Raw genomic sequence first — 19,870 nt, 5'->3', positions numbered from 1 at the left:
TGGTGCTGCTTCTGTCGTGAGTCGGTGCTGTTCTGTGGACGCGACAGAGCCACGTCGGTGCTGCTTCTGTCGTCGCCTGCCGTAGGCCGTAGCGTCGGGGCCCGGCTCCCCGCTACAGGACGGAAAGAAGTTTCAACCCACAGCCCAAAAGTTTCCGTCCTCCCGGCGGCTTCGGTCGGTTTCGGCGCCCTCGTGTCACATCTGATGACGCGGATCTCTCTCAGACCTGTCGGGTCCGATGTGGACCCCTTGGTGGATCTGGAGCTGAGATGCGGATAGCGATTCTGGGGGCTAATGGGCCGACCGGGCGGCTGCTGACTGAGCAGGCGCTGGCGGCAGGGCATGACGTGGTGGCGTTGACCAGGCGGCCGGACGAGTTTCCGATCGTGCATCAGAAGCTGGTGGTGGCGGGCGGGGACGTGCTTGACCCGGATGCCGTTGATCCGGTGGTGGACGGGAGCGAGGTGGTGCTGTCGGCGCTGGGGACTCCTTTCACCAAGGAGCAGGTGGAGGTCTACTCGGGAGGCGGCCGGAACACCCTCGATGCGATGAAGCGGTTCGGGACGTCCCGGTTCGTGGTGGTCACCTCAGGTGCCGTCACCGGCGAGCCGGAGCCGACCGGTGGCTTCCTCTTCAACCGGGTACTTCAGCCATATGTCACCAACGTCCTGGGCAAGACGGTCTACGACGACATGCGGCGGCTCGAGGAGCTGATGGCGGACAGCGACACCGATTGGACCGTACTGCGGCCGTCGGGGCTGTTCGACCTGCCGGAGGTGACGGAGTACTCGATCACCGCGGAACACGGGCCCGGGCGGCTCACCTCGCGGCGGGATCTGGCGGCCGCGTTACTGCTGCAGGCGACGGACCAGCGGTTCGTCCGGAAGGTGGCTCACGTCATCACCACGGTCGACAACCCCAGCCTGCTGTCGATGATGTGGCGCGAAGCGCGCAAGAAGTAGGCGCGGGCCGAGTTGAAAGCCTGGCGAACATGTGTTCGACTGTAGTCCATGCGATGGGCAGGCCAGCAAATCAACGCGGAGACTCCGGGGGTGTTGCCCGGGCTCGGGCTGATCGCGGGGTTGGTGCGGAGCGTGACGACGCCGGAGTTCCGCGGCGTGACGTTCCACGAGGTGCTGGCCCGATCCGCGCTGAACTCCGTGCCGGGGTCGGGGATGCCGTTCAACTGGACGATCAACCCGTACCGCGGCTGCACCCACGCCTGCCGCTACTGCTTCGCGAGACCGAGTCACCGCTACCTCGAGCTGGATCAGGGGCTCGACTTCGACCAGCAGATCGTCGTGAAGACGAACGTCGCCGACGTGCTGCGCCGCGAGTTGGCCCGGCCTTCCTGGCGTGGCGAGCAAGTTGCCCTCGGCACCAATACGGATCCCTACCAGCGGGCCGAGGGTCGCTACCGCCTGATGCCAGGCATCATCGAGGCCCTGGCAAGCTCCGGTACGCCGCTGTCGATCCTGACGAAGGGGACTCTGCTCAAGCGAGACCTGGATCTCCTGGTGGCATCGGCTGAGCAGGTCCCGGTCGGGCTCGGGGTCTCGCTGGCGCTCGCCGACGAGGAGCTCCGCCGGCTTGTGGAGCCTGGCGTGCCATCTGTGCGAGCTCGGCTGGAGCTGATCCGCGCGGTGCGCGAGGCCGGGCTGCCGTGCGGCGTGATGGTGGCGCCCGTCCTGCCCTGGCTGACGGATTCCGCTGAGCAGCTCGACCACCTGCTCGGGGAATTGGCGGAGGCCGGTGCGACCGGGGTGACGACGTTGGTGCTGCATCTGAGGCCCGGCGTGAAGGAGTGGTTCATGTCGTGGCTGGCGTCCGAGCGACCAGACCTGGTGAAGCGCTACGAATCCCTGTACGCGCACGGCTCCAACGCTTCCCCCAGTTACCGCAATGCCTTCGAGGACAAGGTCCGCCCCCTCCTCGACAAACACGGCTTCGGCAAGGGCTCCCGCCACCGCTCCCGCGAGAGCCGCCAAGGCAACCTCACTTCCACCGACTCCACCGACTCCACCGCGGACCGAGCCGGGGCCTCTGGTCCTGGTTCGGGCTCGCAGCTTGGAGTCGTGGAGGCGACAGGCCCCTTACCCGCCGCCGCTCCCGGCCCGGAACAGCAAGCGCTCTTCTGATTCCGTTCAATGCAGCGCGGGCGGATACTTCGCAGGCTGCTAGCGCTGGGTGAGGATTTCGGGGCCGTCGGGGGTGATGGCGACTGTGTGTTCCGCGTGGGCGCCGCGGCTTTGGTCGGCCGAGCGGAGGGTCCAGCCGTCGTCGTCGATCACGTAGACGCTGCCGGGGCCTTGCCAGAACCACGGCTCGATCGCGATCACGTGTCCCGGGCGGAGCTTCAACCCGCGCCCAGGCTGGCCGTCGTTCGGGAGGTGTGGGTCCTCGTGCATGCGGCGGCCGATGCCGTGACCGCCGAAGTCCAGGTTGGTGCCGACGCCGGCTTGGTGCCCCACCTCGCCGATTGCCGCGCTGATATCGCCGAGCCGGGCACCGGGAACCGCCGCCGCGATCCCCGCGGCGAGCGCCTGCTCCGTGGTGGCGATCAACTCGAGGTCCTCGGCGCGCGGCGTACCGATCACGAAGCTGGTTGCCGAGTCGGCGCACCAGCCGTTGAGCGAGGCCCCGCAGTCGACGTTCAGCAGGTCGCCGTCGGCCAGGCGCAGGTCCGTCGGCAGACCGTGCAACACGGCATCGTTCACGGAGGTGCAGATGACGCCGCTGAAGGGGCTGGTCGCGAAGCCGGGCTGGTATCCCTCGAACAGCGACACCGCCCCGGCGGACCCCAGCACCTCGCGTGCGACCTCGTCCAGTTCCCGCAGGGAGACGCCGACCGCGGCGTGTTTCTTCACCGCGGTGAGCGCCGCGGCGACCACTCGACCGGCCGCGCGCATCTGCTCGATCTCCGCCGCCGTCTTCAGTTCGACCATCTGCTTCTTCCTCAACTTCACGTGATAGTTATACCGGTACTATTATCACGGTCATGGTTCGACCACCGCTCTCCAGTTGGGACCGCGAACGCGGACGTCAGCTCGGCCGTCTGCTGCGCGAGGCACGCGGCGAGCGGAGCATGGTCGACGTCGCCGCCGCCTGCGGGGTCTCCGTCGACACCCTGCGCAAGATCGAGACCGGCCGCATCCCCACTCCGGCCCTGTTCACCGTCGCCGCCGTCGCCGCCACCTTGAACATCTCAGTGGACGCACTCGTCAGCGCCTGTCAGGACGAGAAGCCGGTCACCCGCCCCGGCCTGATCGCTTAGCCCGAAAACCCGTTGAGCCACAGGGGATCCTGGCTCTAGGGTCGCGCCATGTCTATCAACTACTTCGTGATGGTTCGCCGTGCCCGGCTCCGGGCAGGCACGGGGTGCCTGGGGATGGCATCCGCTCGATAGTCGTTGGGCCCAACGCGTCGTCGACACGGCCGGGATCAGACCCGGTGAGCTCGTCCTCGACGTCGGAGCGGGCCTCGGTGCGTTGACCGCGCCGCTGGTTCGCGCCGGAGCTCAGGTGGTCGCCGTGGAACTCCACCCTGGTCGTGCCGACCGGTTGCGTCGGCGGTTCGCGGATGCACCGGTGACGGTGGTTCGTGCTGACGCTGCCGATCTCCGGTTGCCGTCGCGGCCGTTCCGGGTGGTCTCCAGCCCGCCGTACGGGATCTCCACTGCGTTGCTGAAGAGGTTGCTCGAGCCCGGCTCACGCCTGGTGTCGGCCGATCTCGTACTGCAGCGTGCGGTGGTGAACCGCTGGATCAACGGTGCCGCTCCCGGAGCTGCCCGTTGGTCGCAGTACTACGACCTCTCGATCGGGATCCGCCTTCCCCGCAAGGCTTTCACCCCACCACCCCATGTCGATTCAGCCGTCCTGGTGCTGCGCAAGCGCCGCACCAGGACCAGACCTTAGGAAAACCACGGGCCCCGCTTCTCAGAGGTGAGAAGCGGGGCCCTTGTCGTGGCTAGCCGTGCCAGGACTGCCAAAGGGCGGCGTACGAGCCCCGGCGCGCGACCAGTTCGTCGTGGCTGCCGAGCTCGCTGATGCGGCCGTCCTCGACCACCGCGACCCGGTCGGCGTCGTGCGCGGTGTAGAGCCGGTGGGCGATCGCGATCACCGTCCGGCCTTCCAGAACTGCGGCCAGCGAACGCTCCATGTGCCGAGCAGCGCGCGGGTCGATCAACGAGGTCGCCTCATCGAGCACCAGCGTGTGCGGATCCGCCAGCACCAGCCGAGCCAACGCCAGCTGCTGAGCCTGGGCCGGGGTCAGCGCAAGTTGCCCTGAGCCGACTCGCGTGTCCAGCCCGTCCGGCAGCGCTTCTGCCCAGTCCCGGGCATCCACAGCCCCCAGCGCCTCCAGCAACTCGGCATCCGACGCGTCGGAACGCGCCATCGCGAGGTTGTCCCTCAGCGTGCCGACGAACACGTGGTGCTCCTGCGTGACTAGCGCGACCTGCTTGCGCAACTCGTCCAGAGGCAGCTCCGTCATCCCAACGCCACCCACGCTCACCGAACCGGTGCGCGGCGGATGAATGCCCGCGACCAGCCGGCCAAGGGTCGACTTGCCCGCGCCGGACGGCCCGACCATGGCTATTCGCTCGCCCGGCTGGACGGTCAGTTCGACCCCGTGCAGGACGTCCCGCCCATCGACGTACGAGAACCGGACGTCGTGCGCCTCGATCAGCTCGCCCGACGGCTCCCGGCCCGAGGGTGTGCGGTCGTCCGGGACATCGGTGATGCCGAGCAGCCGCGCAAGGGACGCGCCACCGATCTGCAGCTCGTCCATCCACGAGATCAGCCGGTCCACCGGGTCGATCAGCTGGTTCACATAGAGCACGCCGGCCGTGACCGCACCGAGCGAGACATGCCCGTTGATGTGCAGCCAGCCGCCGAAGAGCAGTGTGCCGACAACCGGCACGAGATACCCGACCTCGACGACCGGGAACCACACCGTGCGCAGGGACAACGTGTATCGCTCGGCGTCGTACGACCCGCGGATGTCGCGATCGGTACGCCGTACGCGCTGGTCGTACCGCTGCAGTGCCTCCACGGTGCGAGCGCCTTCGACCGTCTCGGCCAGCGAGCTCGTCATCTGCGCATAGGCCGCGTTCTCCCGCAGGTAGCCGTCCTTCGCCCGGCGCAGGTACCACCTTGTGCTGATGGCCAGCACAGGCACCATTGCGAGCAGCGGGACGAGCACCCACACACCGACCAGCAGGGCGGCGCCGACCGTGAAGAGCACGGTCACGAAAGCCACGATGGTCTCTGGCACCGCGAACCGCACGGTCCGGGCCAGCGTGTCCACGTCGCGCGAGGTGCGCGACAGCAGGTCACCCGTGCCGGCTCGCTCGACAGTGCCGATCGGCAGCGCCAGGGCGTTGTCGACGAAATCCTCGCGCAGCTCGGCCAGCACCTGCTCGCCCAGCGCGAACGAGCGATACCGGGCCCAGCGGGTGAGCAGCGACTGCGCGAGGATGAACACCGCGATCACCAGGATCACCTGGTTGACCTTTCCCACGGTCGTGCCGCCCTGGATGTCCTGGACCAGGCCGCCGATCAACCGGGGCGCCGCGAGACCGCTGACGGCGGCCAGCGAATGCAGACCAAGCGCGATCAGCAGCGCGCGCGGGTGTCGCCGGGCCAGCCGTCGGGCATGCCGTCGGACGGCGGTGGAGTCCGCTACCGGCAGGATCTGCTTCATGCGGGCACCTCCTCGTCCTCGGTCTGCCTGGTCACTGTCCTGCGGTACTGCGGGTCGGTCTCGAGCAGCTGACGGTGCTTGCCGACAGCAACCACTCGTCCGGCGGCGACGAAGATCACCTCGTCGACCCGGTCGAGCAACAGCGGGCTCGAGGTCAGTACGACTGTGCTCCGCCCGGTCCGGGCAGCCCGCAGCCGCTCGGCGATCCGTGCCTCGGTGTGGGCGTCCACCGCTGAGGTCGGCTCCACCAGCACCAACACCGACGGATCCGCCAGCAGCGCGCGGACCAGGATCAGCCGCTGCCGCTGCCCACCCGAGAAGGAGCGCCCCTTCTCCTCCACTTCGGAGTCGAGCCCGTCGGTCAACGCGACCAGCACGTCCTCGGCCGACGCGGTGCGGATCGCCGCAAGCAGTTCGTCGTCCTGCCGCCGTCCGTCCGGGTCGAGTTCCTCGCGAAGGGTCCCGGTGAACATCTGCGCGTTGGTGTCGCTCACGAGGATCCGTGCGCGCACATCCGCACGAGTCGCGCTCGCCAGGGTGACGCCGCCGTACCGGACCTCGCTGGTCTCGTCGTACCGGCCGAGGCGGTCGGCCAGCACCGCGGCGCGGTCCGGCTCGGCGGACACGATCGCGGTCAGCAGCCCGTCGCGGGCGCGGATGCCGGAGACTGGGTCGACCAGGTCGCCTCGGGTCGGCAGCCGGACCGGCTCGGCCGGGTCCACGACCTCGGACGTCAGCGTGAGCACGCGGTTCACCCGACGGGCCGCGACCAGAGCACGCATCAACTGGTTGGCCATCTCGGTCGCCGTGCGCAGCGGCAGCACCAGGAAGGTGGCATAGCCGTAGAAGGCGACCAGCGAGCCGGCAGTCAGTTCGCCCCGCACCGCGAAGTGCGCACCGAGCCCGACGACGCTGACCACGAAGATGCCGGGCAGAAACACCTGGGCGGCGTCGAGGACCGACTGGATCCTCGCCACCTGGACGCCGGCGGCGCGCACGCGCTGGGACTCGCCCTTGTAGCGCCGGGAGAAGGACTCCTCGCCACCGATGCCGCGCAGCACCCGCAGTCCGACCACGATGTCGGAGCCGAGCGAGTTCAGTTCGCCGACCGCGTCGCGCTGGGCGAACTGGCGCTTGTGCAGCGGCCTCAGCATCGGCCCCAGGCAGAACACCATCACCGGCACGCCGATGAGCACGACCAGGCCGAGCAGCGTCGACGTCGACAGCAGGATCACCGCGACCACGGCGAAGGCGACGATCGCGCCGGCGAAGCGGGCAGTCGTCTCCAGCAGGTTGCCGATGTAGGAGAGGTCGGCCGCGCCGATGCTGACCACCTCGCCGGTGGCCAGGTGCTTGGGCAGCGTCGCGCCCAGATCGGCAGACTTCCTGCTGACCACCTGGACGGTTCGGTAGGCGCCGCTCAGCCAGTTCGCCACCGCGAAACGGTGCCGCATGATGCCCGCGAGCGCCTGCAGGACGCCGACGGCGAACAGCACCGACGTCCACAGCAGCAGCCGCCCGGTGTCCCCGGCGGCAACGCCCTGGTCGATCGCCCTACCCAGGATGGCCGGGATGAAGGCCTGCGAACCCATCCAGAGAATGCCGAACGTCATCCCGCCGAGGAGCGTGGCCTTCTGACCGCGCGCCACCCAGAGCAGATAACGGGCAGGCGAACGGTGATCCGGAGTGCCGGGGTCGGCAACTGGCAGTTGTTTCATAGCCGTTTCAGGCTAGGCGTGCCCACCGACAAAAGCATGTGAATAAACGCTCGGTGAACCCCCCGGACCCGGGGTCGGCGCGGTAGTGCGGTTGGACGGGCTGTCACGGGTCGGTGGCTCCCCGCCCATCCCAGAGACCTTCACCTTGCGTTGGGCAACGAGTTCCCGGGCATCCATCTGCGGCGTCTGTGCTGGATCCATGCTGGTGATCGCGCATCGGGGAGCGAGTGGCTACCGCCCGGAACACACGCCGGCGGCGTACCGCCTGGCTGCGGCCTTAGGGGCCGACTACCTGGAACCGGACCTGGTCGCCACGCTCGACGGCGTACTGGTGGCCCGGCACGAGAACGAGATCTCCGGTACGACGGATGTCGCCGAGCACGCGGTGTTCGCGGACCGGAAGATCACCAAGATCGTCGACGGTGCCGCGGTGACCGGCTGGTTCGTCGAGGACTTCAGCTATGCCGAACTCCGCACGCTGCGGGCCCGGGAGCGGATGCCTGCCTTGCGGTCGGCCAACACGGCGTACGACGGGCGCGAGCCGATCCCGACCTTCGACGACGTGGTCGCGATGGCCCGGCACGAGTCGCAGCGGCTCGGCCGTCCGATCGGGGTGATCCCCGAGATCAAGCACCCGGCGTACTTCCGCCGCCTCGGCCTGCCGCTGGAGGAACTGCTCGCGGAACGGCTGGTCGCGCTGGGTCTGCGGGAAGGCGAGGCGATGGTCCAGTCGTTCGAGCCGACCAGCCTGCGCCGCCTGTCGGTGATGACGAACGTGCCGCTGGTGCAGTTGGTCGACTCCGAGAACGCCCCGAACGACTTTCTCCGCCACGGCGACAGCCGTACCTTCGCCGACCTGATCGAACCAGCCGGCCTCCGCGAGATCTCGACGTACGCGCAGGTGCTGGCACCGCACAAGGACCTGGTGATCCCGCGGACCTGCGACGGCGCCTTGGGCGAGCCGACCAAGCTGGTGGACCAGGCGCATCGGGCCGGGCTCGCCGTGCAGGTCTGGACCTTCCGTGCCGAGCGCCGCTTCCTCCCGACCGGCCTCGACCTGGCCGGCGAACTCGCGCGGTTCGCTGCCACCGGCATCGACGGTGTCTTCGCCGACCACCCGGACATCGCCGTCGCGGCGGCAGTCAAAACCAGTCTGAAGGTTTAGAACTCGGCCCGCTGCGGCTCTGGCAAGGGTCTACTACTAGCAAGGTCTGCGTCGGTCTGCACGGCAGCAAGGCTGTGAGCGCGGATGGCCTATCTGCTGGCGCTCTCACCTTGCTGCCGTGCGTTCCGACCGTCACGCGGCCGGAGGCTTGTCGTCGTAGATGCGGGCGGCGATGTCGGACTCGGGTGTCGGCTGCTGGGACTGCTGGCCGTTCTGCCAGATCGCCTTGCCGTCGGCCTCCGGGATCACGATCCACGCGACGACGTAGCCGAGCAGCGCGGTGCCGCCGGTGATCAGGGTGAGTGCGACGATGCCCAGGCGGACAAGCGTCGCGTCGATGTTCAGGTACTCCGCGATGCCGCCGGACACGCCGGAGAGCATGCGCTGGTCGCGAGAGCGTCGGAGGACCTTGCCGGACAGGTTCGAGAAAGGTGCATTGGAGTTCGTCATGCCGACAACTTTGCCGCCGGGACCGCCTCCACCACATCGGGGATCGGTACCGACCCGACCCTGGTCCCGCCCCTGACCCCACTCAGCCGCCCCCACCCCGGCCCCTGACATCTTTCGTCACCCCCGCGTCACACCCCAGACCGCCCCTCGCCCCGCCGCAGCACTCTGTGCTCCGTTCAGCCAGATCCCGGCGGGGGAAACGACTGGGTGATGCACAAGGTCGCGCTCTCGTCGGTGGCATCGGCGGCGGGGTCGGTGTCGGCGGCGGGGTCGGGTCGACGTCGGTGTCGGCGGCGGGGTCGGGGTCGGCGCGGATTGTCGGTGGCTGGTTCTACCGTCGGGGGATGGATGGTGAGGCGGTGCGGAAGTTGATGCTCGGGCTGCCGGGGGTGGAGGAGCACGAGGGGTGGGCCGGGCAGCCGGCCTTCAAGGTCCGGAAGAAGGGATTCGTTTACCTGTCCGAGGACGAGTCGTCGGTGATGCTGAAGGCGTTGCGCGAGGAGCAGGAGGCGATGGTCGCGGAGGATCCCGAGACGTACTCCCCGTCCTGGGCAGCAGGCCGCTTCGCCTGGCTCGAGGCCGACCTCGCCGCCGCCGACGAGGAGGAGCTCCGCGAACTCCTGGTCGAAGCCTGGCGCCTGACGGCTCCCAAGTTCCTGATCGCCCAACTGACGCCCTAGTGCGACAGCCGTAGTTCGTGATGATGCCTTTCGGCAGGGGCCGCGGAGGGTGGGTGCGGCCTTGACCAAGAGTGGGGGCCTGGGACAGGTAGTGGGGACCTTGAACACGTTATTTCGTGTCCGCGGTCCCTGTTTGGTGTTCAAGGTCGCCGCTTCGTGACCGCTGCGCGCCACCGAGTCGGGTGCTGATCAAGGGCAGCGTGGTTTCGGCGGGTTCGTGAGCCCCGCAGCGCCAACACTGATCAACCGCGGCTGATTGCCTCCAGCGAGCGTGCGTAGGCCTGCTCGCGACATCCGCAGGTTGCCTGTGAATGCTGGCAGTCCGGGCCTGTCCCCGCAACATCACAAACTCCGGCTGTCGTACTAGGTTCGTGGCGCTCCGCCGGACTATTAGTTCCAGATCGCCCAACTGGACCGCTAGAGCGTCTTGCGGACCAGCACCCAGGAGGGAGACGCGCGGCTGATCTCCGTGAAGCCTGCACCGATGAAGACCGACAGCGGGCCGCGGTAAAGGTCGGCCGAGGGCACCTTGCCTGCTGCAGCGACGTCGACGCAGCAGCCTTCCAGTGTGGAGGCGCCCTGCGCCCGGGCGAAGTCGATCGCGCCAAGCAGCAGCTCGCCGGCGACACCCTGCCGACGATGACCGACCCGTACTACGAAGCAGGTGACTGCCCAAGCGTCGGGATCACCTCCGCGCCAGTTCTGGGAGGCGACCACCCGGGGGTAGGCCGAGCGGGGAGCCACCGCGCACCAGCCGACCGGCGTACCGGCTTCGTCGGAGGCGATCACGCCGGGCGGTAGGTCGGAGGAGCAGACCTGGGCTCGGAGGGCCGCGCGGTGGGAGGCTCGGCTGGCCTCGGACCACTGCTTGCCGCGGAGTCGGAAGTACTGGCAGAAGCAGCGCGAGGGATCGCCTCGTTCGCCCATCACGGCGGCCACGTCGTCCCAGCGGTCCGCCGTCGCAGGGCGTATCTCCAGCGCCATCGCAGCACCCTAGCGCTGGTGGTCACCCGCTGGGAGCGCGTCTCCATGCTCGCGCCAAGGTCGGCTAGCCGGTCCCGCCTCGCGCCAAGGTCGGCTAGCCGGTCCCCGCGGGCAGCGTTCAGGGGGTTCGGCGGGTCTGGCGGGCGGGGCCCACCGGGTTCGGCGGCCGGGGCGCGGCCGGTTCAGCGGGTTCGGCGGCTGGGGCGCGGCAGGTTCAGCGAGGACGCCTTGGCGGGTCTGGTGGGGAGGGGGCTGGCTTGCACTCGCTTGGGGCGAGTGCTAATACTTGGTTAGCACTCGCTGGGCGAGAGTGATAACTCTCGCGCCTGGTAGGTGTGACCATAGACGGCCTCGATGAGGTGCCGGAAGCGTGGCGGGACGTGACCGCCGCGGCGAAGGCGCCGTCCGTCGCGGGCATCCGGCCGGCTGAACCAAAAACTCGACGCGGGAGGACTCGCGGAGAATGCCCAAGCTGATTTCTTTCAATGAAGAGGCGCGCCGCGGCCTCGAGCGGGGTATGAACACCCTCGCCGACGCCGTGAAGGTGACGCTCGGCCCGAAGGGCCGCAACGTCGTCCTGGAGAAGAAGTGGGGCGCGCCCACGATCACCAACGACGGTGTCTCCATCGCCAAGGAGATCGAGCTCGAGGACCCGTACGAGAAGATCGGGGCCGAGCTCGTCAAGGAAGTTGCCAAGAAGACCGACGACGTCGCGGGTGACGGCACCACCACCGCGACCGTGCTGGCCCAGGCGCTGGTGCGCGAGGGTCTGCGCAACGTCGCTGCCGGCGCCAACCCGATGGGCCTGAAGAAGGGCATCGAGAAGGCTGTCGAGGCCGTCAGCGAGCAGCTGCTGGCGCTGGCGAAGCCGGTCGAGACCCGCGAGCAGATCGCCGCCACGGCGTCGATCTCCGCTGCTGACAGCCAGGTCGGCCAGATCATCGCCGAGGCGATGGACAAGGTCGGCAAGGAAGGCGTCATCACCGTCGAGGAGAGCAACACCTTCGGTCTGGAGCTCGAGCTCACCGAGGGCATGCGCTTCGACAAGGGCTACATCTCGCCGTACTTCGTGACCGACACCGAGCGGATGGAAGCGGTTCTCGACGACCCGTACATCCTCGTGGTGAACAGCAAGATCTCCAGCATCAAGGACCTGGTCCCGGTGCTGGAGAAGGTGATGCAGACCGGCAAGCCGCTGGCCATCATCGCCGAGGACATCGAGGGCGAAGCCCTGGCGACCCTGGTCGTGAACAAGATCAAGGGCACCTTCAAGACCGTCGCCGTCAAGGCGCCGGGCTTCGGTGACCGCCGCAAGGCCATGCTCGGCGACATCGCCATCCTCACCGGTGGCGAGGTGATCTCCGAGGAGGTCGGCCTCAAGCTCGACACCGTGGACCTGGAGCTGCTCGGTCAGGCCCGCAAGATCGTCGTCACCAAGGACGAGACGACCATCGTCGAGGGTCAGGGCGACGCCGACGCGATCGCCGGCCGGGTCAACCAGATCCGCGCCGAGATCGAGAAGTCGGACTCCGACTACGACCGCGAGAAGCTGCAGGAGCGGCTGGCCAAGCTGGCCGGTGGCGTCGCGGTGATCAAGGTCGGCGCGGCCACCGAGGTCGAGCTGAAGGAGCGCAAGCACCGCATCGAGGACGCCGTTCGCAACGCGAAGGCGGCCGTCGAAGAGGGCATCGTCGCCGGTGGTGGCGTCGCCCTGCTGCAGGCGAGCGTGATCGCGTTCGAGAAGCTCGAGCTCGAGGGTGACGAGGCCACCGGTGCCGCCATCGTGCGGTCCGCGGTCGAGGCACCGCTGAAGCAGATCGCCATCAACGCCGGCCTCGAGGGTGGCGTCGTGGTGGAGAAGGTCCGCAACCTCGAGCCGGGTCACGGTCTGAACGCCGCGACCGGTGAGTACGTCGACCTGATCAAGACCGGCATCATCGACCCCGCCAAGGTCACCCGCTCGGCGCTGCAGAACGCAGCCTCGATCGCGGCGCTGTTCCTCACCACCGAGGCAGTCATCGCCGACAAGCCGGAGAAGGCCTCGGCCGCTCCGGGTGGCGCGCCCGACATGGGCGGCATGGACTTCTGATCTCCTGAAGCCCAGCAAGACAAAGGCGGTCCCGGGTTCACGCCCGGGACCGCCTCTTTGCTTCCCCCGCGGCCGAAGAACTGGCGGATCGTTGCCCATTTCTTCGGGCACTAGCGGTCTGGCTGCAAGCGGTCAGGCGTTCTCGTCGACCAGGCAGAACGAGGCGTAGTGGTCGCCGGTGTAGTACACGTACTGCGGGGTGGTCATCGCGCCGCCGCCGATCAGCCGGCGGGCGCCGCGGGTCGAGGAACCCGGCGTCTTCACGGTGTACTCGTGGTAGTAGCCGGTGGACTTGGCCGGCAGGATCCCCTCGCGGTTCTGGAAGACCGCGCCGTCCTGGCTGTAGGGGAACGGCCCGCCGGAGTGGATCAGGTTCAGCGTGGTCCTGGCCTGGGATGGCAACGTGCTCAGCGGGCAGGACGAGATCGCCGCGGGTGCGGGGTACGAGCCGGCCGCCGACGATCCGGCGTACTGGGTGCCGACGGCGGTCGCGGTGGCACCGGCTGTAGCGGTGCCGACGGCGGCCGTGGTGGCACCGGCCGTAGCGGCGCCGGCGGTGGTTGTGGTGGTGAGGCCGAGGAAGAGGGCCGCGAGGATCGCGGCGAGGGCGGTAGCGGACTTGGTGAAGCTCGATGAGGTTCGCATGATGCAAGGCTTCCCAACGTTGGGTAACCGGGCACATCCCAGCTGTGAATAATCGGTGGACTATGACCCCCGCGGCCCCTACTGTCTGCGGGAGCGAGACGGACCTCGGAGGGGAAGGAGCGACCGATGAACAGACTGACGTGTTTTCCGGCGCGACCGGTCCGCTCCTACAGCTCGCAGTGAGCGGAGCCAGCGCCTCTTTCTGGAGGTTTCGTGAACATCCGCACCCTGGTCGAGGCTGACCTCGACACCATCATCGCCCTGCTCGGGAACCAGTCGATCAACACCGCGACGGTCGACCGGTTCAAGCAGTACCTGGAGACCGGCGCGTACCGGCATGAGTGGACGTGGGTCGCCGAGCGCGACGGCGCCATCATCGCGCTGGCCGTCTGGTGGGGCATGGAGCAGTTCGACCACCCGTTGTCCATCGACGGGCTCTACCTCGCCACTGACGAAGACCCCGTGCCTGTTTGGACCGAGCTGATCCGGCACACGCTGGCGACGTTCCCGGCCGGGGCCGAGCAGCCGGAGTACCACATTTTCCTGCCCAACGGCTGGCGTGATCAGCCGGAGATCGTCGCGGCGCAAGAACCCCGCCTCGCGGCTGCCGCGGCGGCCGGGCTGTCCGAGACCACCGAGCGGCTGCGGTACGAGTGGCGCCCGGAGTACGGATTGCCTGCGAGGTCGACCCGGCTGCGGTTCGAGCCGGCCGACGACGAGGCCTTCCTGGACGTCTTCCGCCGGGTGATCCAGGGCAGCCTCGACGCGGCGACCGCGCGGGCCGTTGCCCGGGTCGGGGTCGACGGCGCGGCCAAGGAAGACCTGGAGATCTACCTGTCGATGCCGGGCGAGCGCTCCTGGTGGAGACTCGCGTACGACGCTGCCGGCGCGCTGGTGGGATTCGCGCTGCCTTCGGCGAACAACGGCGGCCCAGTGGTCGGGTACCTCGGCGTACTGGCTGAGCATCGCGGCAAGGGGTACAGCGACGATCTGCTGGCGGAGATCACGCAACTGCTGGTGGAGACCGGGGCGGAGCAGATCCGGGCCGACACCGACCTGACCAACAAGCCGATGGCTGCCAGTTTCGAGCGGCAGGGATACCGCAACTTCGCGGTTCGGCTGGTCGCCACGCATCCGCTCAACTGAGTCAGGACGGGCCGTCTGTCCCTGGGCGAAAGAGAGGGGTCGCCAGGGGCAGACGGCAGCCGTCGGGAGCCCTATGCTTCCCTGACATGTCACACACCTCCGGGCGGATCCGGAGTCAGAGGAGCCGCGGCGATGCGTGACATCGCACTGGTCCTCCATGTCGCCGCCGGAGTGGTCGCGGTCGTCTTCGGACCCCTCGCGATCGTGTTCACCCTGAGGCGCCGAAGTCTCAACTGGGCGGGCGAAACCTTCCACTGGGCGGTGGCGATCGTCTGCCTCACAGCGCTGGTGATGGTGCCCTACGACTGGGCCGGCCTGTGGGTGTTCTGGCCGATCTCGGTCGCGTCGTACTTGTTCGTGTACTTCGGACAGCGCGCGGCCGAGGAGGCGGGCGGGCTCTGGTACCGAGGGGTGCTGCGCGGGTACGGCGGGGGCTGGATCGCCTTGTGGACCGCGATCCTGGTGGTCAGCGTGCCTGATCACCCGTGGACCTGGGCGGCCCCGATCGTGGTCGGCTCCACCCTGATCGAGTGGCTCTGCTTCCGGCCCGCCCCCGCCTGGACCGACAGCTAACCCCGGAGTGGTCGGAAGAACAGTCGCAGGTCCTCGGCGAGCAGCTGGGGTACTTCCATCGCTGCGAAGTGGCCGCCCCGCTCGTACTCCTTCCAGTGCTCGATCTTGCCGTCGGGATCGGTCAGGCTCTTGATCGCGGTCTCTGCGCCGAACACGGCAACCCCGGTCGGCGGGCCCGCCACAGTTCCCCATCCCGCGCCTCCAGCACTGGTCTCGTCCGATGCCCAACTCTCGTTGGAGCCCGCGTCATCGTCAGATCCCCAGGCGCCGTTGGATTGCTGGGCGACCAGCGCCTTCCAGGCCTGCATGCCTTCGTAGACGGCGTGCGCAGCGGAGGCACCTGAGCCCGTGAACCAATAGAGGCTGATGTTCGTGAGCAACTGGTCGCGGTCGACCGCCTCCTCCGGGAGCTTGTGCTCCGGGTCGGTCCACTCGGCGAACTTCTCCACGATCCAGGCCAGCTGGCCGACCGGCGAGTCGTTCAGCGAGTACGCCAAGGTCTGCGGCCGAGTCGACTGCAAGGTTAGATAGCCGAAGCCTTCGGCCAATGCGTGGTTGAACCTCCCGGCCCGGACGCGATCGGATTCGGACAACCCGTCGAGCTCGATCGGCTGCCCGAACGGTGCCGACGCAGCGACCCCGGCGAGGTGCACACCGGCGACATGCTGGGCGTCGAGCATCGGGAGCATCCCGGCGACACCCGAACCCACGTCGGTGCCATGCGCGGCGTACCGCTCGTAGCCCAGCCGGCTCATCAGCTCGGTCCACATCCGGGCGACGCCGAACAGGTTGAACCCGGCCTCGCCGATCGGGTTGGAGAACCCGTACCCCGGCAGCGACGGGATGACGACGTGGAACGCGTCCGCGGGATCACCGCCGTACGAGCGGGGGTCGGTCAGCGGGCCGATCACCTGCTGGAACTCGACCGGGGAGCCGGGCCAGCCGTGCGTGAGGATGAGTGGCATCGCGTCAGGCTCGGGGGAGCGCTGGTGGAAGAAGTGGATCCGCTGCCCGTCGATCTCGGTGATGAACTGCGGGATCTCGTTCAGCGCCGCTTCCTGCGCGCGCCAGTCGTACCCGGTCGCCCAGTACTCGGCCAGCTCGCGAAGGTAGTGGACTGGAACTCCGCGGCTCCAGTCGTCCACCCGCGGCGTGGCCGGCCACCGGGTGTTCGCCAGCCGAGCCCGGAGGTCGTCCACCTCGTGCTGCGGAATCTCGATACGGAAGGGCTGGATCTCGCTGTTGTTCGTCATGCCTCCACGCTAGGAACAATCGCGGCGAGCTTTCTTCCGCAATCAGATATTCGAGCCAGCGTGGCAACTCGGTCAGGCCTTCGGTTGACGGTAGGGAACCGAACGTTTTGGCTGCTCCTCTTTGGTGTTGCCCGACTCGGTCGCGGAGGCCCGTTCGTAGTCGGTCAACACATCGAACACGCTGGGAGCCTCAAGCAAGCGGTATCGCCGTTGATCGCCGACCGCACGGAGGACTCCGGCACTGACGAGGCCGTCGACGGCGGCGAAGGCTGCGGACCGGCTGGCTCCGGTCAAGCGCATTGTGTCGTCAGCCGTGATGACCGGGTTCGCGATCAATTCGCTCAGCAGTTTGTCAGCGGTGCTGTTGGCCCTCGGGCGGACTGCGTCACGCCAGTCGGCCTCCAGGATTTCGAGCCTGGATTGCAGAGCTTCGGCATCCTTGGTCGCGCGTCGGGTGGCCGTCAGAAAGACGTCCAGCCAGTCGCGGATCCCGGCGAGGGCAGCTGGACTACCTGCTTCGCCGCTGTAGCGGAAACCCGACAATCCGTCGACATAGGCACTCGCTCGTGTGGCGAGGGCAAGGCTGATGGGTGGGACGAAGGCTGTCGCCAATCCTCTTCGCCTGAGGACTACGTGAATGAGCGCCCGGCCCGTCCGGCCGTTACCGTCCCCGAACGGGTGGATCGTCTCGAACTGCGCGTGAGCAAGCCCGGCCTGGATAGTTCCGGGCAGATCATCGCGGTTGATGAACAAGCAGAGGTCCTGCAGCAGTTCGACGACGTACTCCGGTGGCGGCGGGACGAATGCCGCCTGGCACGGGTTGAAGTCGTTGCCGCCGATCCAGTTCTGCGTGGTGCGCAACTGACCTGCGATATCAGGCTGGTCGGAGTGCTCCATCAGGGCGGCATGGATGTCGAGAAGATGTTGAACCTCGAGACTTTCGGCCGCCGCGACCGAGTGCACGGCCAGATCCATGGCTCTCACATTGCCGAGGACAGCGTCGGCTGTGGCGTCTCGATCCGGTATGCCGGCGGCGAGTCGAGCCTCGTGCCTGGCGAGACGTCTGCTGTTGACCTGTAGACCTTCGATCTTTGACGATGCGACCGCCTCGGCGCGAAGCAGAAATCGCGCAAGCTGCTCGAGGTTGTGCTTGCTCGTGCCGCTGAACGTAGCAAGAGCCCGCTCGGCGTCGGCTACATCCGCTGCCAGTTCAGCGCTGAGATCCAGAGAGTGGGCGGTCAGCCGATCAGGTACATAAGCTGAATATTCACAAGGTCGTCTGTGCTTACGAGGTCCGTAGGCTTCCGGACTCGATCGCCAGATGGCCGTGATCTGTTGGCTCAAAACCTGGACTCCTTCTCATCTAAGTCCAGGTTATTACAACAACCTGGACTTAGAAGGATCTAAGTCCAGGTTGTTGGCTGAGAACTAGACCCGTCAGGCTTGGCCGGCTTGTTCTTCGGGGGTGGCCTTGCGGACGACGAGGCGGGTCCAGGCGCCCACGTAGACCCGGTCGTCGCCGTTGAGTTCGCGGCGCTGGCCGGGGGTGATCGGGTCCTCGGGGAGGGGATCCGAGGCCTGGCCGACGAAGGTGCCGTTGGACGACTGCAGGTCCTCGACCCACCAACGCTGGCCGTCGGTGGTCAGCTGGGCCTGGCGACGGCTCACGCCGGTGTCGTCCCCGCAGTCGATCTCCGGGGTGATGCCCCGGCTCTTGGACGGGCGGCCGATCAGCACGCTCTTCGCGACGATCGGGATCACCACCGGTAGGCCCGGCGAGGGGCACGGGTCGTCACTCTGCTGGACGGCGTACCAGTCCGGGTCCACCCAGCGTTCCACCACCCAGTCGGCGACCTCCTGAGGCGCGGGCGGCACCGGGGGCGGCGTACCGAGGTCGAGTGGGGAAGCGGGCCGCGGCATCGTGCCGGTGGTGAAGTCGTAGCCGCAGTTCTCGCAGAACAAGGCGTCCGCTGCGGCCGGCTCCGAGCAGTTCGGACAAGCCTGCGTCGCCGGAGTTGAAGCCGGCGCGGCGACCGCAGGCGCGGGGACCGAGGCCGTCGCGGGCGTCGCGGCCGCGCCGATGGGTAGGCCGCAGACGTCGCAGTAGTCGGTGGAAACGGACGGGTGCCCGCTCGGACAGGTGACTGAGGTCATTTCTTCACCCGGGTGGTCTTGGTGGAGGCGGTGTCCAGCGCCATCTCGTCAGCCTTCTCGACGCTGCGCCTGAGCCGCACGGTGCCGGTTTCCTGGTCGTCGATCTCGACCACCTTACGCAGTCGCGAGGTGGCTTCCTCGTTGCCGGTCTGGGCGGCGAGTTGGACGGCGCGGCCCAGTTTCGTGGTCGCGGTGGCGGTGTCGCCCGCGGCCTTCGCGGCCAGACCTTCCTGGATCGCGTCGGCGAGCTCGGTCTGGCCGGTGTAGTGCGCGACCTCCGGGCTGATCCGGGTGGTGAGCGCCTCGTCCGCGGACCACAGGGCCTTCACCAGACCCTGCGCGACCACCTGCTCGCCGATCGCCAGCTGGACCCGGGCGGCGAGCTGCTCCTGCCCGATTCCCTTGGCAGCAAGGCGAATCGCCACGTGGTAGTCACGCGACTCGTCGCCCCACGAGCCGGTCGGGTAGGAGCCGGTGAGCGCGTTGACCTCGGTCCGGCGAGAGGTGAGGTCGTCGACGTTCGGGGCGACCTGCCGGACGAACAGCACCTGCGCGCCCTGCGGCGCCCACACGCGCATGTCGGCCGTGGCGACGCCCTTGCTCATCGCCTGCTGGATCAGCTTGGAGAACTCCGCGGCCAGCTGCTCGGGCGCGGGGATGATGTCGACCGTGCCGAGCAGCGCAGTCGCGATCCGGCGTACCTCGGCGACCTGCCAGTTGACGCCGACACCGCGGCAGTCGCACTGGAACTGGCCGGTGACGGCCTCGATCGTGGCGGTCAGCACCTCCGGCGTCTCGTGCTGGTTCTCGCCGTCGGTGAGCAGGATCGCGTGCTTCTGGGTCAGTGACGGCACGGTCGCGAACACGCGCGAGGCGAGTCGCAGCCACGTCCCCATCGCGGTGCCGCCGTCGGCATAGAAGCGGGCGACGGCATCCTTGGCGGCCTGCCGGGTGAACTGGTCCATCCTGACCATCACGGGCTCGGGGGACGGTGGGAAGGCGAGCTGGGCCCGGTCGTTGCCGGAGATCACCGCGAACCAGACCCCGTCGAGGATCTGGTCGAGCGCGGTCTGCGCGGCGTACCCGGCGGCCCGGACGCCGTCGGCACCCATCGAGCCGGAGGTGTCGACGATGATGATCTCGCCGGCGTCGCCGCTGCCGGACTGGCCGGCCGCGCCCGCGCCGCTGCAGGACACCGTGACGATCGCGTGGACGTCCGTGCCGCCGTCGGGCAGGAACTCGTTCTGGTACACGGAGGCGGAGAACTCGGCCATCTCAGGCGTCCTTTCGGTGGAGCAGCAGGCGTCTAG

The 19,870-nt window shown here is 68.2% G+C and carries 19 protein-coding genes; 9 read left to right on the top strand and 10 right to left on the bottom strand.

The annotated features are described in order from the left end of the window. Positions 1-269: 269 nt before the first annotated feature. The gene (locus ABD210_RS10355) at positions 270-962 is read left to right on the top strand and encodes an NAD(P)-dependent oxidoreductase (RefSeq protein ID WP_344110818.1); all 693 of its coding nucleotides are present in this window, start codon (positions 270-272) and stop codon (positions 960-962) included. Positions 963-1,010: 48 nt separating this feature from the next. Then, complete coding sequence (locus tag ABD210_RS10350) at positions 1,011-2,138, top strand: Rv2578c family radical SAM protein (protein ID WP_344110817.1); 1,128 nt, start codon at positions 1,011-1,013, stop codon at positions 2,136-2,138. 39 nt (positions 2,139-2,177) lie between these two features. Here ABD210_RS10350 and map read toward each other — a convergent pair whose 3' ends face one another. Continuing rightward, positions 2,178-2,945, bottom strand: a complete 768-nt coding sequence (gene map, locus ABD210_RS10345) for a type I methionyl aminopeptidase (RefSeq protein ID WP_344112034.1) — start codon at positions 2,943-2,945, stop codon at positions 2,178-2,180. 53 nt (positions 2,946-2,998) lie between these two features. Between map and ABD210_RS10340 the strand changes: the two genes are divergently transcribed. Together ABD210_RS10340 and ABD210_RS10335 are read left to right on the top strand one after the other, a co-directional pair. Continuing rightward, positions 2,999-3,274: a helix-turn-helix domain-containing protein gene (locus ABD210_RS10340; RefSeq protein WP_344110816.1), complete on the top strand. Its 276-nt coding sequence runs from the start codon at positions 2,999-3,001 to the stop codon at positions 3,272-3,274. 79 nt (positions 3,275-3,353) lie between these two features. Then, positions 3,354-3,914 carry an rRNA adenine N-6-methyltransferase family protein gene (locus ABD210_RS10335; RefSeq protein ID WP_344110815.1) on the top strand — a complete coding sequence of 187 codons (561 nt, stop codon included), beginning with the start codon at positions 3,354-3,356 and terminating at the stop codon, positions 3,912-3,914. Positions 3,915-3,966: 52 nt separating this feature from the next. On the opposite strand, the gene ABD210_RS10330 is transcribed toward ABD210_RS10335, so the two are convergent. Further along, a complete protein-coding gene (locus ABD210_RS10330) occupies positions 3,967-5,703 on the bottom strand; it encodes an ABC transporter ATP-binding protein (protein ID WP_344110814.1) in 1,737 nt (578 codons plus the stop codon). After that, positions 5,700-7,421, bottom strand: coding sequence for an ABC transporter ATP-binding protein (locus tag ABD210_RS10325; RefSeq protein ID WP_344110813.1), 1,722 nt, complete (start codon positions 7,419-7,421; stop codon positions 5,700-5,702). Before ABD210_RS10325 ends, ABD210_RS10330 begins: the two co-directional genes overlap by 4 nt. A gap of 199 nt (positions 7,422-7,620) precedes the next feature. Here ABD210_RS10325 and ABD210_RS10320 point away from each other — a divergent pair, with 199 nt between their 5' ends. After that, positions 7,621-8,586: a glycerophosphodiester phosphodiesterase gene (locus ABD210_RS10320; RefSeq protein ID WP_344110811.1), complete on the top strand. Its 966-nt coding sequence runs from the start codon at positions 7,621-7,623 to the stop codon at positions 8,584-8,586. 132 nt (positions 8,587-8,718) lie between these two features. On the opposite strand, the gene ABD210_RS10315 is transcribed toward ABD210_RS10320, so the two are convergent. Beyond that, entirely contained in the window at positions 8,719-9,036 is a 318-nt protein-coding gene (locus ABD210_RS10315; RefSeq protein WP_344110810.1) for a PspC domain-containing protein, read from the bottom strand. A 344-nt stretch (positions 9,037-9,380) separates the two neighbouring features. Between ABD210_RS10315 and ABD210_RS10310 the strand changes: the two genes are divergently transcribed. Beyond that, the gene (locus tag ABD210_RS10310) at positions 9,381-9,716 is read left to right on the top strand and encodes an MmcQ/YjbR family DNA-binding protein (RefSeq protein WP_344110809.1); all 336 of its coding nucleotides are present in this window, start codon (positions 9,381-9,383) and stop codon (positions 9,714-9,716) included. 417 nt (positions 9,717-10,133) lie between these two features. Here ABD210_RS10310 and ABD210_RS10305 read toward each other — a convergent pair whose 3' ends face one another. Beyond that, a complete protein-coding gene (locus tag ABD210_RS10305; RefSeq protein ID WP_344110808.1) occupies positions 10,134-10,700 on the bottom strand; it encodes a GNAT family N-acetyltransferase in 567 nt (188 codons plus the stop codon). A 463-nt stretch (positions 10,701-11,163) separates the two neighbouring features. Between ABD210_RS10305 and groL the strand changes: the two genes are divergently transcribed. Continuing rightward, a complete protein-coding gene (gene groL, locus ABD210_RS10300; protein ID WP_344110807.1) occupies positions 11,164-12,789 on the top strand; it encodes a chaperonin GroEL in 1,626 nt (541 codons plus the stop codon). Between the two features lie 132 nt (positions 12,790-12,921). Here groL and ABD210_RS10295 read toward each other — a convergent pair whose 3' ends face one another. Beyond that, complete coding sequence (locus ABD210_RS10295) at positions 12,922-13,434, bottom strand: guanyl-specific ribonuclease (protein WP_344110806.1); 513 nt, start codon at positions 13,432-13,434, stop codon at positions 12,922-12,924. 213 nt (positions 13,435-13,647) lie between these two features. On the opposite strand from ABD210_RS10295, the gene ABD210_RS10290 reads away from it, so the two are divergent. Continuing rightward, complete coding sequence (locus ABD210_RS10290) at positions 13,648-14,580, top strand: GNAT family N-acetyltransferase (protein WP_344110805.1); 933 nt, start codon at positions 13,648-13,650, stop codon at positions 14,578-14,580. 132 nt (positions 14,581-14,712) lie between these two features. After that, the gene (locus ABD210_RS10285) at positions 14,713-15,153 is read left to right on the top strand and encodes a hypothetical protein (protein ID WP_344110803.1); all 441 of its coding nucleotides are present in this window, start codon (positions 14,713-14,715) and stop codon (positions 15,151-15,153) included. On the opposite strand, the gene ABD210_RS10280 is transcribed toward ABD210_RS10285, so the two are convergent. From ABD210_RS10280 to ABD210_RS10265, 4 genes are all read right to left on the bottom strand, one after another. Then, entirely contained in the window at positions 15,150-16,406 is a 1,257-nt protein-coding gene (locus tag ABD210_RS10280; protein ID WP_344110801.1) for an epoxide hydrolase family protein, read from the bottom strand. The genes ABD210_RS10285 and ABD210_RS10280 overlap by 4 nt on opposite strands. A 72-nt stretch (positions 16,407-16,478) precedes the next feature. After that, positions 16,479-17,750, bottom strand: coding sequence for a Fic family protein (locus tag ABD210_RS10275; protein ID WP_344110800.1), 1,272 nt, complete (start codon positions 17,748-17,750; stop codon positions 16,479-16,481). A gap of 93 nt (positions 17,751-17,843) precedes the next feature. Then, positions 17,844-18,560 carry an FHA domain-containing protein gene (locus ABD210_RS10270; RefSeq protein ID WP_344110798.1) on the bottom strand — a complete coding sequence of 239 codons (717 nt, stop codon included), beginning with the start codon at positions 18,558-18,560 and terminating at the stop codon, positions 17,844-17,846. Further along, positions 18,557-19,834 carry a vWA domain-containing protein gene (locus ABD210_RS10265; protein WP_344110796.1) on the bottom strand — a complete coding sequence of 426 codons (1,278 nt, stop codon included), beginning with the start codon at positions 19,832-19,834 and terminating at the stop codon, positions 18,557-18,559. The genes ABD210_RS10270 and ABD210_RS10265 overlap by 4 nt, the downstream gene beginning before the upstream one ends. Positions 19,835-19,870 lie beyond the last annotated feature (36 nt).

This window comes from Kribbella alba, assembly GCF_039529635.1.
In the GTDB taxonomy this organism is placed as follows: domain Bacteria; phylum Actinomycetota; class Actinomycetes; order Propionibacteriales; family Kribbellaceae; genus Kribbella; species Kribbella alba.
This window is presented reverse-complemented; position numbering and strand designations above follow the sequence as displayed.

What these genes read in the sequence shown, in the direction of transcription:
- ABD210_RS10280 (WP_344110801.1), bottom strand. Translation starts at nt 16,406, where the DNA reads ATGACGAACAACAGCGAGATCCAGCCCTTCCGTATCGAGATTCCGCAG.
- ABD210_RS10305 (WP_344110808.1), bottom strand. Translation starts at nt 10,700, where the DNA reads ATGGCGCTGGAGATACGCCCTGCGACGGCGGACCGCTGGGACGACGTG.
- ABD210_RS10350 (WP_344110817.1), top strand. Translation starts at nt 1,011, where the DNA reads ATGCGATGGGCAGGCCAGCAAATCAACGCGGAGACTCCGGGGGTGTTG.
- groL (WP_344110807.1), top strand. Translation starts at nt 11,164, where the DNA reads ATGCCCAAGCTGATTTCTTTCAATGAAGAGGCGCGCCGCGGCCTCGAG.
- ABD210_RS10270 (WP_344110798.1), bottom strand. Translation starts at nt 18,560, where the DNA reads ATGACCTCAGTCACCTGTCCGAGCGGGCACCCGTCCGTTTCCACCGAC.
- ABD210_RS10320 (WP_344110811.1), top strand. Translation starts at nt 7,621, where the DNA reads ATGCTGGTGATCGCGCATCGGGGAGCGAGTGGCTACCGCCCGGAACAC.
- map (WP_344112034.1), bottom strand. Translation starts at nt 2,945, where the DNA reads ATGGTCGAACTGAAGACGGCGGCGGAGATCGAGCAGATGCGCGCGGCC.
- ABD210_RS10285 (WP_344110803.1), top strand. Translation starts at nt 14,713, where the DNA reads ATGCGTGACATCGCACTGGTCCTCCATGTCGCCGCCGGAGTGGTCGCG.
- ABD210_RS10355 (WP_344110818.1), top strand. Translation starts at nt 270, where the DNA reads ATGCGGATAGCGATTCTGGGGGCTAATGGGCCGACCGGGCGGCTGCTG.
- ABD210_RS10265 (WP_344110796.1), bottom strand. Translation starts at nt 19,834, where the DNA reads ATGGCCGAGTTCTCCGCCTCCGTGTACCAGAACGAGTTCCTGCCCGAC.
- ABD210_RS10315 (WP_344110810.1), bottom strand. Translation starts at nt 9,036, where the DNA reads ATGACGAACTCCAATGCACCTTTCTCGAACCTGTCCGGCAAGGTCCTC.
- ABD210_RS10340 (WP_344110816.1), top strand. Translation starts at nt 2,999, where the DNA reads ATGGTTCGACCACCGCTCTCCAGTTGGGACCGCGAACGCGGACGTCAG.
- ABD210_RS10330 (WP_344110814.1), bottom strand. Translation starts at nt 5,703, where the DNA reads ATGAAGCAGATCCTGCCGGTAGCGGACTCCACCGCCGTCCGACGGCAT.
- ABD210_RS10295 (WP_344110806.1), bottom strand. Translation starts at nt 13,434, where the DNA reads ATGCGAACCTCATCGAGCTTCACCAAGTCCGCTACCGCCCTCGCCGCG.
- ABD210_RS10310 (WP_344110809.1), top strand. Translation starts at nt 9,381, where the DNA reads ATGGATGGTGAGGCGGTGCGGAAGTTGATGCTCGGGCTGCCGGGGGTG.
- ABD210_RS10325 (WP_344110813.1), bottom strand. Translation starts at nt 7,421, where the DNA reads ATGAAACAACTGCCAGTTGCCGACCCCGGCACTCCGGATCACCGTTCG.